This is a genomic window from Streptomyces sp. NPDC034049 (assembly GCF_055575575.1).
The window spans coordinates 22,301-37,775 of record NZ_JBVISJ010000013.1 but is presented as its reverse complement, the minus strand read 5'-3'; the positions used below and the strand labels follow the sequence as shown (position 1 = coordinate 37,775).

Annotated in this window: 15 protein-coding genes; 2 read left to right on the top strand and 13 right to left on the bottom strand. The window is 69.5% G+C overall.

Annotated features, from left to right (window positions below; all coding sequences use genetic code 11):
• Positions 1–307: 307 nt before the first annotated feature.
• The gene (locus tag ACZ52C_RS30985) at positions 308–1,147 is read left to right on the top strand and encodes an NPP1 family protein (RefSeq protein WP_469077843.1); all 840 of its coding nucleotides are present in this window, start codon (positions 308–310) and stop codon (positions 1,145–1,147) included.
• Positions 1,148–1,341: 194 nt separating this feature from the next.
• Positions 1,342–1,467 carry a hypothetical protein gene (locus ACZ52C_RS30980; RefSeq protein WP_469077842.1) on the top strand — a complete coding sequence of 42 codons (126 nt, stop codon included), beginning with the start codon at positions 1,342–1,344 and terminating at the stop codon, positions 1,465–1,467.
• A 67-nt stretch (positions 1,468–1,534) separates the two neighbouring features.
• Here the strand turns inward: ACZ52C_RS30980 and ACZ52C_RS30975 are convergent, their stop codons facing one another.
• From ACZ52C_RS30975 to ACZ52C_RS30915, 13 genes are all read right to left on the bottom strand, one after another.
• The gene (locus ACZ52C_RS30975; protein ID WP_469077841.1) at positions 1,535–1,888 is read right to left on the bottom strand and encodes a cupin domain-containing protein; all 354 of its coding nucleotides are present in this window, start codon (positions 1,886–1,888) and stop codon (positions 1,535–1,537) included.
• A 106-nt stretch (positions 1,889–1,994) separates the two neighbouring features.
• Complete coding sequence (gene aspA / locus ACZ52C_RS30970; protein WP_469077840.1) at positions 1,995–3,404, bottom strand: aspartate ammonia-lyase; 1,410 nt, start codon at positions 3,402–3,404, stop codon at positions 1,995–1,997.
• Positions 3,405–3,552: 148 nt separating this feature from the next.
• On the bottom strand, positions 3,553–4,836 hold the full coding sequence (locus tag ACZ52C_RS30965) for an NAD(P)/FAD-dependent oxidoreductase (protein WP_469077839.1): 1,284 nt from the start codon (positions 4,834–4,836) through the stop codon (positions 3,553–3,555).
• Between the two features lie 49 nt (positions 4,837–4,885).
• Positions 4,886–5,557, bottom strand: coding sequence for a haloacid dehalogenase type II (locus tag ACZ52C_RS30960; protein WP_033527815.1), 672 nt, complete (start codon positions 5,555–5,557; stop codon positions 4,886–4,888).
• 57 nt (positions 5,558–5,614) lie between these two features.
• A complete protein-coding gene (locus tag ACZ52C_RS30955; protein ID WP_469077838.1) occupies positions 5,615–6,553 on the bottom strand; it encodes an aldo/keto reductase in 939 nt (312 codons plus the stop codon).
• Positions 6,550–8,010, bottom strand: a complete 1,461-nt coding sequence (locus ACZ52C_RS30950; protein ID WP_469077837.1) for an aldehyde dehydrogenase family protein — start codon at positions 8,008–8,010, stop codon at positions 6,550–6,552. The genes ACZ52C_RS30955 and ACZ52C_RS30950 overlap by 4 nt, the downstream gene beginning before the upstream one ends.
• A complete protein-coding gene (locus ACZ52C_RS30945) occupies positions 8,007–8,960 on the bottom strand; it encodes a succinylglutamate desuccinylase/aspartoacylase family protein (RefSeq protein ID WP_469077836.1) in 954 nt (317 codons plus the stop codon). The genes ACZ52C_RS30950 and ACZ52C_RS30945 overlap by 4 nt, the downstream gene beginning before the upstream one ends.
• A gap of 23 nt (positions 8,961–8,983) precedes the next feature.
• Positions 8,984–10,342, bottom strand: a complete 1,359-nt coding sequence (locus tag ACZ52C_RS30940) for an aminotransferase class III-fold pyridoxal phosphate-dependent enzyme (RefSeq protein WP_469077835.1) — start codon at positions 10,340–10,342, stop codon at positions 8,984–8,986.
• Positions 10,339–11,205, bottom strand: a complete 867-nt coding sequence (locus ACZ52C_RS30935; protein WP_469077834.1) for an ABC transporter permease — start codon at positions 11,203–11,205, stop codon at positions 10,339–10,341. The genes ACZ52C_RS30940 and ACZ52C_RS30935 overlap by 4 nt, the downstream gene beginning before the upstream one ends.
• Positions 11,202–12,092 carry an ABC transporter permease gene (locus tag ACZ52C_RS30930; protein ID WP_469077833.1) on the bottom strand — a complete coding sequence of 297 codons (891 nt, stop codon included), beginning with the start codon at positions 12,090–12,092 and terminating at the stop codon, positions 11,202–11,204. Before ACZ52C_RS30930 ends, ACZ52C_RS30935 begins: the two co-directional genes overlap by 4 nt.
• Positions 12,093–12,095: 3 nt before the next feature.
• Positions 12,096–13,235, bottom strand: coding sequence for an ABC transporter ATP-binding protein (locus ACZ52C_RS30925; protein ID WP_469077832.1), 1,140 nt, complete (start codon positions 13,233–13,235; stop codon positions 12,096–12,098).
• Positions 13,228–14,334 (bottom strand): ABC transporter substrate-binding protein, encoded by a 1,107-nt coding sequence (locus ACZ52C_RS30920; RefSeq protein ID WP_469077831.1) that lies wholly within the window; start codon positions 14,332–14,334, stop codon positions 13,228–13,230. Before ACZ52C_RS30920 ends, ACZ52C_RS30925 begins: the two co-directional genes overlap by 8 nt.
• Before the next feature lie 78 nt (positions 14,335–14,412).
• Positions 14,413–15,474, bottom strand: a complete 1,062-nt coding sequence (locus ACZ52C_RS30915; RefSeq protein ID WP_469077830.1) for a M14 family metallopeptidase — start codon at positions 15,472–15,474, stop codon at positions 14,413–14,415.
• Position 15,475: the final 1 nt, after the last annotated feature.

Here is a 15,475-nt window from a genome sequence, read left to right as displayed (position 1 = left end):
CCGGCAGCCGGGTCAACGGGGCTCTCGGGACGTCCCATAGGTCCACCCATTCACACTGAACATCAGACGAAACGATCTTCACTGCGCGCCCCATCAAAATAGCTTGCACTTTCAAGTATCGACAGTCTGGACGCACGGAGTGTGGTGTTGATGACAACGCGGGACACGCCACCGAACAACCGACCACCGCGCACCGGGATTGATTGCCCTGGTGAAATCAGGTGTGCATCAACTCCCCGCTTGCCAGCGTCTGTTGCGCCCAGCCGGATCACCGGCGCACCCCGCGTAGCGAGTGGAGAACCCGCTGATGTCCCACGCAGTCATGAGCCGTGGCAAGTACCGCGGCACGTCCCTTCTCGGCCGTTTCGGCCGTGCCGCAGTCGTCGCGATCAGCGCCGCCGCGCTGCTCATCGGTATGACGAGCAGTGCCCACGCCGGCGTACTGACTCCCCTGCCCGAGAGCACCACCACGTTCCAGAGGACGTTCCAGCCGGTCTTCGACTACGACGGGGACGGCTGTCTCCCGGTCGCCGCCATCGACATCAACGGCAACCTCAACGGCGGTCTCGACGACAGCGGATCCGTCACCGGCCAGTGCCGCTCAGGCCACCTCGGAAACGCCAACACGTACTCGCGGGCCAAGTGCAACAACGGCTGGTGCGCGATCATCTATACGCTTTATTTCGAGAAGGACATGAGCTGCCGCGACTGCACGGCAACGTCGCACCGCCATGACTGGGAGTCGGCGGTGATCTGGGTGCAGCAGGGCTCGGGGACGCCCTCGTACGCTTCCGTCTCCCATCACGGCGACTACACGACCACGCAGTTCAGCGCGGTCCCGAGGGACGGGGTCCGCCTCAAGGTCGTGTACCACAAGGACGGCGCGCTCACGCACGTCTTCCGCTTCGCCGGGTCGGGCGAGGTGGCGGAGGCCTGGGGCGACGGCGGCTGGGACTTCCCGCGCCTGGTGACCTGGACCAGGTTCCCGGCCGGCAACAACGGCGTGGACCTCCAGGCCCGCATGCAGAACGCCACGTGGGGCGACGCGAACTTCCCGCTGAAGGACGGCCGCTTCAACGACGAGCTCAGCAGGGCCAAGAAGCAGGCCGCCGCCGGCATCCCCTTCGACCCGTACGGCGCCGGCTGACGGCACACGGACGGCCCGCCGGGTTCCTCCGCACCCGGCGGGCCGTCCGTGCGTATCCCTCGCACCGTTCCGACCATGTCGTGTCGGGGCAGCGTCCCGGCCAGCCCGACTCCCCGGGCATCCTCGCCGAGACCCGCGCCTACATCGATGCACGCCTCCTTTTTCCCCCGTGCCATGCGTCCGGCTGACAGCAGATGAGCGTCGACCGGTTCACCAACCTGGTCGACGACGCGAGAGCCGGCAAGCTGGACGGCATCGCACTGCCCCGGCCTCACCGCCGACTGCCGTGCAGGGCCCGGGGCCAGCGCGTGGCGGAGTAGGTTCGCTCCGTTTCCAGCCCCGCCGCTTCGAACCGGGTGGGCTACGGCCGATCGCGCGGCATCAGCATCACGTCACGATCACGTAGACCTTGCGCACGGTTTCAATGGTCTTCCAGACACCGACGAAACCCGGCTTCATGACAAAGCTGTCCCCTGCCCTGTAGACCGCCGGTTCGCCGCCTTCCGGCGTGAGTTCGACGATGCCGGAGAGGATGTGGCAGAACTCGAAGGTCTCGCCCTTGATCGAGCGCGTCTCGCCGGGCGTCGCTTCCCAGACGCCCGTACGGATCATGTCCCCGCGGGCGACGTCCTGGGCCCAGGTCTTGAAGGCGGGCTTGCCGGAGATCAGGCGTTCCGGGAGCGGGGCGGACTCGTGCGGAGCGGAGGAGGGATTGGTGTCGATGGTCTTCAGAAGGGACATGCCCTTTCCTTTCGTGAGCTTAAGAGGTTGGTAGCCGCGGCACCGGTCACGGCTCACCACCCCGACGAAACCCGCTGTTGCCCGCCGGGCCGGTACGCCGGGCATGTCAGGTCAGGGCCCGGCTCCGGCCGGCCACGACCTCGGGGCGCAGCAGGTCGGCGAGGGTCTCGGCCGGCAACAGGCCTTTCTCCAGGACGAGTTCGGCCACGCCCCGGCCGCTGGCGAGGGCCTCTTTGGCGATGTCGGTGGCCGCGGTGTAGCCGATGTGCGGGTTGAGGGCGGTGACCAGGCCGATGGAGTTCTCCACCCTCGCGCGTAGCGCCTCGGTGTTGGCGGTGATGCCGTCCACGCAGCGTTCGGCGAGGGTGAGGCAGGCGGCTCGCAGGTGGGTGATGGACTCCGACAGGGAGTGCAGGATGACCGGCTCGAAGGCGTTGAGCTGGAGCTGTCCCGCCTCGGCCGCCATGGTGATGGTGACGTCGTTGCCGATGACCTCGAAGGCGACCTGGTTGACGACCTCGGGGATCACCGGGTTGACCTTGCCGGGCATGATGGACGAACCGGCCTGCACCGGCGGCAGGTTGATCTCGTTGAGGCCCGCGCGCGGCCCGGAGGACAGCAGGCGCAGGTCGTTGCAGCTCTTGGAGAGCTTGACGGCGACCCGCTTGAGCACGCCGGACATCTGCACGAACGCGCCGCAGTCCTGCGTGGCCTCGACCAGGTTGGCGGCCGTGACCAGCGGCAGTCCGGTGATCTCGGAGAGGTGGCGGCGGGCCGACTCGGCGTATCCGGCAGGGGCGTTGAGCCCGGTGCCGATCGCCGTGGCACCCAGGTTGATCTCATGGATCAGCTCGACGGCCTCGGCAAGACGGTGGCGGTCCTCGTCAATCATGACGGCGTATGCGGAGAACTCCTGGCCGAGCGTCATCGGCACCGCGTCCTGCAACTGTGTACGGCCCATCTTGAGGACCTCGCGGAACTCGACGGCCTTGCCGGCGAAGGAGTCCTGTAGTACGGCCATCGCCTTGAGCAGCCCGTGCACCGCGAAGACCGTCGCGACCTTGACGGCGGTCGGGTAGACGTCGTTGGTGGACTGGCCGAGGTTGACGTCCTCGTTGGGGTGCACGTACTGGTACTGGCCCTTTTCGTGGCCCAGCAGCTCCAACGCCCTGTTGGCGACAACCTCGTTGGCGTTCATGTTCGTCGAGGTGCCGGCGCCGCCCTGGATCACGTCGACGACGAACTGGTCGTGCAGCTTGCCGTCGCGGATCTCCCGGCAGGCCGCGATGATCGCGGCGGCCTTCTCCGGTGCGAGCAGGCCGAGTTCCTCGTTGGCGCGGGCGGCGGCCTCCTTGACCGCGGCGAGCGCGTCGACCAGGTGCGGGTAGGCGGAGATGGGGGTGCCCGAGATGGGGAAGTTCTCCGTGGCGCGCAGCGTGTGAACACCCCAGTAGGCGTCTACGGGAACGTCCCGGTCGCCAAGCAGATCGTGTTCACTGCGGGTGACGGCGGTCATTCCGGAGCGGTCCCTTCCTCGATGCGGTTCAGGCGTGGACGTGAGTGGGTGCGGCAACAGGCCGCGAGACCGGAAAGCCGCGGGGACGTCCCAGGACCCTTGCTGGGGAAGTCCCCGCGGTTTCGACGCCGTCGGCATCGCCATCGGCTCAGAGCAGCTTGTCCTTGGCCTTGTAGTAGGCGCCGCCGAACGGCAGGAACCAGGGGGTGCCGTTGTAGAAGGGGACGGGCACCTTCGGGAAGCCGAAGCCGCGCAGGGGGTTGGCCTCCGGCTTGCCGTCCATCATCTCGGCCACGGCCCGGCCCATGTAGGTGGCCATCTGGACGCCGTGGCCGCAGTAACCCATGGAGTAGTACAGGCCGTTGACGTCACCCGCGTGCGGAACGCGGTCCCAGGAGAAGCCCACCATGCCGCCCCAGACGTAGTCGATCCGCACCCCGGCCAGCTGCGGGAAGATCTCCGTCATCTCCCGCTTGAGGATGTCGCCGCTCTTGACATCGGAGGCAGGGTTGGAGGGGGCGAAGCGGGCCCGGCCGCCGAAGGCGAGGCGGTTGTCCGGGGTGAGGCGGACGTAGTGGCCGACGTTCTTGTGGGCGACCAGCAGGCGGCCGTTGGGGATGAGCTCCTTGGCGCGTGCCTCCCCCAGCGGCTCGGTGACGATGATGAAGCTGCCGACGTTGATCAGCCGCTTGCGGAACCACGGCATCGACTTGTCGGTGTAGGCGTCCGTCGCCGCCATGACCTGCTTGGCACGGATGGTGCCGTTCATGGTCTCCACCAGGAAGCCGCCGCCTGGAAGGCGGGTGAGGCCGGTGGCGGCGTTGCGCTCGTGGATCTCGGCGCCGGCGCGCTCGGCGGCGTCCGCCAGGCCGCCGACGAACTTGCCCACGTGCAGGCCCGCGCTGAGCGGGTCGAGCAGGGCACCGTGGTAGTAGTCCGTGCCGAGCTCCGCCCGCAGTTCGCTCTTGCTCAGGATGACCGTCTCGTGGCCGAAGTTGTCGGCCAGGTCGCGCTGCTTGGCCCGCAGGCCGTCGAAGTGCCCGGGCTTGCAGACCGCGCCGAGGCGTCCGGAGCGGTTGAAGTCGCAGTCGATGTTCTCGGTGCGGGTGAGCTCCTCGACGACGTCGACCGCCTCGCGGAAGGCGTCGTACAGCTCACGGGCCCGCTCCTGCCCGTAGCGCTTGCGCGCCTCGGCGGGGCTGATGGTGATGCCCTGGGTGCACATGCTGCCGTTGCGCCCGGAGGCGCCCGAGCCCACCTTGTCCTTCTCGGCCAGGACGACCCGGGCGCCCTTACGGGCGGCGTGATAGGCGGTGGACAGGCCGGTGAGACCGCCGCCGATCACCACCACGTCCGCCTCGTCGGGCAGGTCCTTGCCGGAACGGTCGGGGAAGGCGGGGGCTGTGTCCAGCCAGTAGGGGATCTGCTTCATGGCGTGCGTCCTCTGTGTTCTCGGTCTGGTTCGCCGGTTGCGCCGTCGGTCAGCAGCCGAGCAGCTTCGGCAGGCCCGACAGGTCGGGCAGCTCGTCGTAGGGCTGGTAGTCGGCGCTGCCGGGGCGGCCGTAACGGTTGATCCACACGCGACGCTTCAGGCCGAGGTCGCGGGTCGGGATGTGGTCGTACTCCCAGCCCTGGGCGGTGTGGATGACCTGGGACGGCTCGACGCCCATGGTCCGGAAGGCGTGCTTGAAGGTCTGGCGGTCCGGCTTGTAGGCGCCCGCCTGCTGGGCGGTGATGACGTAGTCGAACTCGACGCCGATGTTCTCGACGTTCCGCGCGATCAGGTTGTCGTCGGTGTTGGAGATGATGGCGATCTCGTACCTGGTCTTCAGCGCGCGCAGGGCCTCCGGCACCTCCGGGAAGGGACCGAAGGTGGGGACCGCGTCCACCAGGGCCTCACCGTCGGAGTCGCGGTACTCCAGGCCGTGCAGGCGCATGGCGTTGCGCAGGCTGGAGGGCAGGGCCTCGTGGTAGGGGCGGTAGGCCTCCAGGACGGCTTGGAAGCGCATGACGCGGAAGTCGTCGAGGAACTCGTCGACGTCCAGGTTGTCCAGGTCCAGCCGGCCGGAGTCGGAAAGGATCTTCAGGGTGGTGGGGCCGAGCTGGAAGTCGATCAGGGTTCCATAGGCGTCGAAGGTGACGATCTCTCGCATGGTGTTCAGCCTCGATCTCGCGGGTTTACGGATTTTCCGGGGGTGAGGGTGGGGGCTTCAGACGACGCGTTCGCCGGGGGTGACGATCGCGTCGAGTGCGGCCAGGTCGGCCGGGTCGGGGGTCCAGTCGGCCGCCGCCGCGTTGGCGGTGACCTGTTCGGGGGTCATGGCGCCGCAGATGACGGAGCCGACGGCGGGGAGCGCGGCCAGTGCGCCCACGGCGACCTGGAGGAGGGTGAGTCCTCGTTCGGCGCCGTACGCGGTGAGCGCCTCGGCCTTGTCGAGGGCCGCGTCGGTGAGCCAGCCCTGCCGCCAGGACAGCCGGCTGCCGGGCGGAGGTTCCTCTCCGCGCCGGTACTTTCCGCTGAGCAGGCCGTTGGCCAGTGGGTAGTACGGCAGGAGGCCGACGCCGTGGCGCAGGCAGGCCGGGATCAGGTCCTGCTCCACCGCCCGGTCGAGCAGGTGGTAGCGGGCCTGGGTGGAGACGAAGGCGTCGGTGAGGTCTTCGGCCGGAAGGTTGGAGCAGCCGATGTAGCGGATCTTGCCCTCGTCCACCAGTTCTCGGAGCGCGGCGACCGTCTCCTCCAGCGGGGTGACGCCGTCCGGCTCGTGGTACTGGTACAGGTCGATCCGATCCGTGCCGAGTCGGCGCAGCGACGCCTCGACGGCGTACCGGATGTAGGGGCGGGCGCCGCGCCGGCCGTAGAGGTCGGCCTCCTGACCCATCTCCATGCCGAACTTGGTGGCCAGCACGACCTCGTCGCGGTGCCCTTTCAGGGCGGCACCGAGGAGCCGTTCGCCGTCGCCGCGCCCGCTGTCGCTCTCGCCGAACCCGCCGTACAAGTCGGCGGTGTCGAACAGGGTGATGCCCGCGTCGATGGCCGCGTGGACGACCGCCTTCGTGCCGTCCTCGTCAAGACGGGAGCCGAAGTTGTTGCCGCCGACACCGACCACGGAGACGGTCGGGCCGCGCTCGCCCAGCGTGCGGTATCTCATGACCGGCTCCCGAATCCGATGCAGACGTTCTTGGTCTGCGTGTAGCTGTCGAGGGCCGCGAGACCCTTCTCCCGCCCCCAGCCGCTGTGCTTGTAGCCGCCGAACGGGAGCTCGACGCCGGTGCCGACGCCGGTGGCGTTGACATAGACCTGGCCGGCCCGGATGCCCTCGGCGAGCCGCATCGCCTTGTCGATGTCACGGGTCCAGACGTAGGACGCGAGGCCGTACGGGCTGTCGTTGGCGATGTCCAGGGCCTCGTCGGCGTCGTCGAACTCGATGACGGTGACGACGGGGCCGAAGATCTCCTCGCGGGCGCACCGGGCGTCGTTGGTCAGGCCGGTGAGCACGGTCGGCTCGACGTAGTAGCCGTCGGCGAGGGCCGGGTCGGACGGCGCACCGCCGCCGGCCCGGGCCACGGCGCCTTCCTCGCGGGCCAGGTCCAGGTAGCCCAGCACCCGGTCGCGCTGCCGGGCGGCGACCAGTGGGCCGACGTCCGGGTCGGTGAGCCCCGGGCCCACGCGCAGTGCGGCGGCGTGGGCGACCAGCTTGTCGAGGAACTCCTCGGCGCCGCGCTGGAGCAGCAGCCGGGTGCCGGCCGAGCAGGTCTGGCCGGCGTTGCCGAAGGCCGAGGCCGCGACTGCGGTCAACGCCAGGTCGAAGTCGGCGTCGGCGAAGACGACGACCGGTGACTTGCCGCCCAGTTCCGTGACGGAGGGGACCACATTGGCGGCGGCGGCCTGGGCGACCTTGATGCCGGTGGGCACCGAGCCGGTGAAGGTGACCTGGTTGATGTCCGGGTGCCCGGCGAGAGCCGCGCCGGTCTCGCCGTCACCGGGGACGACGTTCAGGACGCCCGGCGGGAGTCCGCACTCCAGGGCGATCCTGCCGATCTCCAGCGGGGTGAGGGGCGCCTCCGGGGAGGGCTTGAGCACCACGGTGCAGCCCGCCGCCAGCGCCGGAGCGGATCCCCTCGCGGTGTTCTGCAGCGGGTAGTTGAACGGGATGATCTGGCCGGAGACACCGATCGGTTCGCGGACGGTGTAGTCGATCAGGCCGGGCCCGAGGGGGATCGTGGTGCCGCCGAGTTTGTCGGCGACGCCCGCGTAGAACTCGAAGTACCGGGCGGCGGCCTCGACATCGGCCTTGGCCTGGCTCAGCGGCTTGCCGACGTCCTGGCTCTCCAGGCGGGCCAGCCGTTCGCCCTGGTAGCGGATGGCCTCCGCGATCCGGTAGAGGATGCGGCCCCGGTCGGCGGCGCGCATCCCGGCCCATTCGGGAGAGGTGAGCGCCGCGCGGGCGGCGGCCACCGCCTGGTCCACGTCCGCCGTGCCGGCCAGCGCCACCTGGGCGATGGCGGTGCCGTCGGACGGATCGAGGACCGTGAAGAAGCGTCCGTCGGCGGCGGGCACCTGCTTGCCGTCGATCAGCAGCTCGGTCAAGCGCAGTTCGCCGGTCATGGCCGGATCTCTCCCTGCACCTCGCCGAAGATGACGACCTCGTCGCCGGGGCGGACGGTACGGATCCGGCGGACCCAGAGCACGATGCCGTCCTGCGGGGCGAGGACCTCCTCCAGCGTGTTGCCGTAGTGGTCGACGATGTGGGCGATCAGGTCGCCTTCCTTGCAGGTGTCCCCCGGCTCGGCGTGGCCGACGAAGAAGCCGCCGGCGTCGGAGCGGGCGAAAGTGCCGGAGACCGTGGTGTAGGTGTCCCGCAACTCCGCCGCACCGTCGATCATCCCGAGTTGCCGGAGGATGTTGCGGATGGAGTGCATGTGCAGGGTGACGTTCTCCTCGCGGTAGGTGCCGCCGCCGACCTCGATGGTGATGGCGGGCTTGCCCGCCGCGAGGGTGGGGTGGCGCACCGTGCCGCCCCACTTGCCGCCCTTCCAGACCAGCTCGTGCCCGGCCGCGAGGGCCATGTCCGTCGCCAGTTCCTCGTAGCCGCCCTGAAGGATGACCAGCGGGGCGATCTCACCGAACGTGCCGCCGGTGTGCAGGTCGACCAGGGCGTCGATGGCCGGGACGACCTGCTCGACGAAGGTGGCGGCCAGGCGCAGCGAGTACGAGCCGTCCGCGTCACCGGGGAAGATGCGGTTGAGGTTGAGGTGGTCCAGGCCGCTGGTGCGGGCCGCCGCCTCGAAGGCCGGGGTGTTCATGCAGGGGATGGCGACGAGCGTGCCGCGCAGGGTGGCCGGGTCGATCTCGGCGACCACGCGGCGGACGGCTTCCTGGCCGTCGTACTCGTCGCCGTGCACGCCGGCGTCCACACACAGGACCGGGCCGTCCTGGGCGCCGTTGACGACGATCAGTGGGATGCCGAGTTCGACACCGTAGCTGCTGGTGCCGACCGGGATGAGGCCTTGGGCGCGCTCGCCGGGGGCGACGGTCAGCGGACCGATGGAGTACATGTCGTTCCTTTCCCAAACATGGATCAGATGCGGGCGGACGCCTCGGCGAGGGTCTCCGCGAGGATGTCGGCGATACGGTCGAGAAGGGCCCGGTCGCTGATCAGCGGGGGCGCGATCTGGACCAGTGGCGCGGACCGGTTGTAGACGCGGGCGAGGAGGCCGGCCTCGCGCAGCCGGCGCGGGATCAGGTCGGCGATCAGGCCGGCGCGGGCGGTGTCGCCGAAGCCGCCGTCCTCTTGGTCGCCGACGAGTTCGCAGGCGTAGAAGAACCCGGCTCCCCGGACGTCGCCGACGATTCTCAGGTCCGCGAGGGATGCCATGCGGCCCGCCAGGTGGCCTTGGAGGTCACGGACGTTCTCCAGGATCCGGTCCCGCTCCATGATCTCCAGGTTGCGCAGGGCGATGGCCGCGCTCAGCGGGTGCCCGGCGAAGGTGTAGCCGTGGTTGAGGACCGTGCCGGGCCGGTTGATGACCTCGACGACACCCTGGCTGACCAGAGTCGCTCCCAGGGGGGCGTAACCGGCGGTGATGCCCTTGGCGACGGTGACCATGTCCGGGCGGGCGCCGTAGCGGTCCCCGCCGAACCACTCCCCGAGCCGGCCGAAGGCCGTGATCACCTCGTCGGCGACGAGCAGGAGTCCGTACCGGTCGGCCAGCGCCCGCAGACCCTGCCAGTAACCCTGGGGCGGGGTGATGCAGCCGCCCCGGTTCTGCACCGGCTCGGCGATCAGCATGGCGACGGTCTCCGGCCCCTCGGCCAGGATCGCGTCCTCCAGCTCGGCGAGCAGCCGGGCCGTGTACAGGCCGTCGTCCGCGTATTCCGGTGCGAGGCCGAAGCGGTTGGTGTTGGCCACGAACCGGGTGTCGATCGCCGGCGGGCCGTACGGCTCCGTCAGGCCGGGGTCGTCGGTGAGGGAGAGGGCGCCGATGGTCAGTCCGTGGTAGGCGCCGCGCCGAGCGATGGCCTTGGTGCGGCCCGGTTCGCCGCGCAGCGCGTGGTAGCGGCGGGCGATCTTCCAGGCGGTCTCGACGGCTTCGGCGCCGCCGCTGGAGAAGAAGGTGTGCTCGATGTCGACGGGGGCGATCCGCGACAGGCGCTCGGCGAGTTCGATCGCCGTGGGGTGCGCGGAGCCGGACCACAGCGGGCTGTAGCACAGCTCGCGCAGCTGCTTCTCGGCCGCCTCGGCGAACTCGGGGCCGTAGGAGTAGCCGAGCTGGCAGCAGTACAGCCCCGACAGCCCGTCGATGTAGCGGTTGCCGTCCGCGTCGTCGACGTACGGGCCCTCGCCGCGGCTGACGACGAACAGTTCCTGGCCCGGCATCGCGAGCGATCCGTTGGCGGTCATGTGCAGCAGCAGGTGCCGCTGAGCGGTGGCGATCATACGGTCTCACCTCCGGGGGCGGCGACGCCCACCGTGTTCTCGACCGAGAGCAGGGATTCCTGCCGTCCGGTGCCGATCCAGCGGACCAGGGCGACGAGGCCGAGGGCGAGGACGGCGAAGGCGATGAGGATGGCGCTGACTGCGGTCACGCTGGGGTCGATCTCGAAGGTGAGGGAGTTGTAGACCTGCACGGGCAGGGTGACGGTGTCGACGGAGGAGAGGAACTGGGAGATGTAGAACTCGTCGAAGCTGGTGATGAAGGAGAAGATCGCTGCCGCGATCATTCCGGGGGCGGCGAGGGGGAAGGTGATCTTCCGGGCGATGGTGAGGCGGCCGGCGCCCATGCTGGCGGCGGCGTCCTCCAGGCGTTCGTCGATGCCGCGCAGGGTGGCGACGAGGATCAGGACCGCGATGGGTGAGGCGAGCACGGTGTGGCCGAGCGCGATGGCGATGGGGCTGCCGAGCATCGCGGCCGGCTCGAAGAGCAGGAACAGCCCGAGTGCGGTGACGATCTGCGGGATGAGCAGGGGTCCGAGGACCAGGGCGAACACCGCCGAGCGCAGCGGGAGTTCGCTGCGGACCAGGGCGGTCGCCGCGGTCACCCCGATGATGAGGGAGAACACGGTGCTCAGCGCGGCGACCAGGGCGCTCAGGGAGAGCGCGGCGGGCCATTTGCTGCCGTCGGCGAAGAGGGCCTTGTACCAGTTCAGCGTCCACGCCTCGGGCGGGAAGGCGGCGAAGGCGTTGTTGCTGAAGGAGGTGACGAGGATGACGACGATCGGCAGGGCCAGGAACAGCAGGATCAGGGTGGCGACGACGGTCAGGGCGATTCGGCCGGTGAGGGTCTTGCGCAGCTCCATCATGAGGCGTTCCTCTTCTTACGGCTGGCGCCCAGGGAGCTGACGACCTTGACCAGCAGCAGTCCGGCCAGGGTGAGGACCAGCAGGATGACGCCCTGCGCGGCCGCCCCGTTCCACTGGTTCTCCTTCGTCACCTGCTGGTTGATGAGGGTGGCGATCATCGTCTGGTTGGGTCCGCCCATCAGGGCCGGAGTGATGTAGTACCCCAGTGACAGGATGAAGCTGAGCAGGCCGGCACTGGCCAGGCCAGGCGCGACCAGCGGCAGATAGACCCGGCGGAAGATCGTCACCTTGCCCGCGCCCATGCTCGACGCGGCCGCCAGCAGCCGCCGGTCCACACCGCGCATCACCCCGTACAACAGCAGCACGGTGTACGGCAGCATCATCGAGGTGGTGCCGATGACCACGCCCAGTTCGTTGTAGAGCAGCTGGTAGGGCGCCCCCGGGGCCCACGCCAGGGTTTCGTTCACCAGGCCCTTGTCGCCGAGCATGATGATCCAGCCGTAGGTGCGCACCAGGGCGGACACGAAGTGCGGGACGACCACGACCAGCATCGCCAGGCCCGCCCACACCGGCTTCAGCCGGGTGATCGCCTGGGCCAGGACGAACCCGAAGACCAGGCTGAGCACGGCCGTTTCGGCGGAGATCCGCAGCGTGGTGAACAGCACCGACAGATTCACCCCGGTCAGGGCGTCGGCGTACCAGTGCAAGGTGAACGATCCGTCGGCGTCCTTCAGGCTCAGCAGCAGCGTGCTGAAGATCGGGTAGACGAACAGCACCAGCAGATAGACCACGACCGGCAGCGCGTACAGGATCCCGACCCGGGTCCGGCGCGAGGCCAGGAGCTTGCGCGGACGGGCGGGAGCGCCCGCGGTGAGGGTGGCTGCCATGGCTCACCCTCCCTGTTCGTCGGCGAAGAGGTTGACGTCCTCGGGGTCGGCGGAGATCCCGACCCGCTCACCGGCGACCGGGCCACGGCCGGCCGGGACCTCCAGCCGCAGCAGCGGCGCCTCCTTGCCGTCGATGCGCACCCCCGCGCGGACCAGGGTGCCCACGTAGGTGGCCATCTCGACCGTGCCGGTACAGAACCCGTCGTCGGTGGCGACGGCCCGCAGCCGGCCCGGCTGCACAGCGACCTTCACCTGCGTACCCAGGGCCAACTGGTGACGGCGCGCCTCCAGCAAGCCGCCGGACCTGTCCAGGCGGACGAGGGTGTGCTCGTCGGTGTGCCGCTCCACGCGGCCGGGCAGGAAGTTGGCCGCGCCGAGGAAGTCCGCGACGAACGGCGTCCTCGGCCGCTCGAACAGCTCCCGGGGGGTGTCGAACTGCTCGATCAGGCCGTTGCGCATCACCGCGATGCGGTCGGACATGACCAACGCCTCTTCCTGATCGTGCGTCACGTAGATGACGGTCAGGCCGAGTTCCTGCTGGATGGTCTTGATCTCGACCTGGAGCTGGTCGCGGAGCTTCTTGTCCAGGGCGCCGAGCGGTTCGTCCATGAGGATGACCGGCGGCCGGTAGACCAGCGCCCGGCACAAGGCCACACGCTGCTGCTGACCACCGGACAGCTCACGCGGCTTACGGCCGCCGAACCCCGACAGGCCCGCGATCTCCAGCGTCTCGCCCACCCGGCGGCGGATCTCGTCCTTGCCCACCCCGCGCAGCGTCAGCGGGAAAGCGACGTTCTCGCTCACGGTCATGTGAGGGAAGAGCAGGTACTGCTGGAAGACGAAACCCAGGTTCCGCCTCTGCGGGGCGAGGCGGGTGACGTCACGGTCCCCGACGGAGATGGTGCCGGAGTCGGGTTCGCAGAACCCGGCGATCATCATCAGCGTCGTGGTCTTGCCCGACCCCGAGGAGCCGAGGAAAGTGACGAACTCCCCGGCCGCGATCTCCATGGATGCCTCGTCGACGGCGACGACGTCGCCGTAGGTCTTGCGCAGAGCCACCACCGACAGCGACTTGCCGGTCGCGGTGGCCGACTTGTTGCCGGCCACCTTGACGGACGGTGTGGCGATACCGAATTCAGCCACGAGCCCACTCCAGCCAGCGCTTGGTGACGGCCGGTTCGTTCTTCAGCCACCAGTCGACATCTGCGTCGAAGCCCTTGTCGTAGTACTTCGGCGCACCCGCGAGCGCGTTGCGCTCGTTCTCGGTGAGCTTGGCGTAGGCCAGGGGGGAGGACGGGTTCGACGGGAACGCCTTCGCCAGGGCGGCCTGGCTCTCCGCGCGCAGCGCGAAATCCATCAGCAGGTAGGCGTTGTCCACGTGGGCCGCGTCCTTGGCGATGGCGTAGCCCGAGAACTGACGGCGCATGCCGTTCAGCTGCCGGGTCACCGGAACGCCCTGCTTCTCCAGATCAGCGATCCGGCCGTCCCAGACGGTGGACATCGTCACTTCCTGGCGGCTGAGCAGCACACCGGGGAGCGGGCCGCTGTCCCAGAACTTCTTGATGTCGCCTCGCAGTCGGGTCAGCGCCTTGAAGGCACGGTCCACATCCAGCGGGTACAGCTTGTCCATGGGAACGCCGTCGGCCAGCAGCGCGAACTCCAGCTCCGGCAGGTCACCGGACGGGCTGCACATCGACCGGCCGCCCTTGAACGCCTTGGTGTCGAAGAAGTCCGCCCACGACTCCGGCTTGGCGCCGCCGAACGCGTCCGTGCGGTACGCGATGCACTGCCCGTAGAAGCTGTGGCCGATCGCATGGTCGGTGATCTGGGCCTCGGGGATCTTCGCGCTCTTCAGGCTCTTGAGCCGGTCGGGGTCCAGCGCCTCCAGCGCGTCCTGCTTGACGTACTTGTTGTGGGACATCATCGAGTTGTTGATGAGGTCGCACTGCGGGCGGCCCTGCTTGATCTGGGCGAGCAGCGGGGCGTCGTCCACGTTGAGCACCTTGACGGCGATCCCGGTCTCCTGGGTGAACGGCGTGTAGATCGCCTTCTGGAGGGCCGCGCCGTAGGAACCGCCGCTGTCGCGGACGACCACCGTCTTGCCGCTCTTGCCGCCGCTGCCGCCGACGGACCGGCTGGTGCCGGTGCCGCAGGCGCCGAGGGTGGTCGCGGCGGCGACGCCCGCCGTGACCCCGCCTATTCCTCGCAGGAACAGTCTGCGGTCTATCCGGGCATCTTTCATCGTGTGCCTCCTGGTGGTGCCGGCCGTGAGAAGAGGGGTGGCTGGGGACGTGGAAAGGGGGATGGTGGGAACGGTGGTCTAGGCGCGGGGGCCCGCCTCGTCGGACCCGGTGCCCACACCGGGCGTCCGGAGGGTGTCGGTCCGCGCGGCCGTGTCGGGGTCCCACGGAACGGCGAGGGCGGCGAGTTCGGCGCCGGGGGCGACGGTGAGGCCGTGCATGCCGTAGAAGATCCGTCCGCCGGCCGGGGCGTGGACCGTGTGCTCCGTGCCGTCGGCCGGGTCGACGATGCGGCCCAGGACGTCGCCCTCGGCGACTTCGCCGATGACGTCGGCGTCGAAGGTGAACTCCGGGTACCACAGGCCGGTGGCCTCGGCGGTGACGCCGGCGGACCAGACCCACTCACGGATCGGGGCCGAGGCGGAGCCGGTCTGGTCCAGGACGCCCAGGTGGCGCAGTGCCGTGAGGAGTCCGTCGACGCGGCGGAGGGCCGTGGGCTCGTCCCGCTGTCCGAGTGAGCCGACCTCGACCAGGACCGCCGAGATGCCCCGGCGGGCGGCGGCCGCGTGGCTGTTGCCGCCGTCGGCCTTCAGTCCGAGGATGACATCCTCGATGCCGAAGGAGCCTGCCAGTTCGGCCGTGGCCTTGTCGAGGTCCGCGTCACCGGTGAGGCGGTAGCCGACGAAGTCGCTCAGGACCTGGTCGATGCCGCCGCAGTGCAGGTCGATGTAGACGTCGGCGCCGTCGACGAGGTGGGTGAAGAGCCAGGCGGCCAGCCGCTCGGTGGGGCCGCCGGCCGGGTCGCCGGGGAAGACGCGGTTGAGGTTCACGCCGTCGACCGGGGAGATGTTGAGCCGGCCCTCGTACACGGCGGGCGGGTTGGCGACGGGGCAGATGATCACCTGCCCGTGCACCTGGCCGGGTTCCAGCCTGTCCGCCAGTCGTACGACGGCGTCGATGGGCGTGAACTCGCCGCCGTGCACGCCCGCGGTGATGACGACCCGGGGGCCGGGGCGGGCGCCGTTGACCAGGGTCAGCGGGATGTCCGTGGTGACGGTGCCGAGGTCGACCCGGACGGTGCCGCGGACCTTGGTGCCGGGCTGGGCTTCGATGGAGCCGACGGTGAGGGTGGTGTCGTTCATG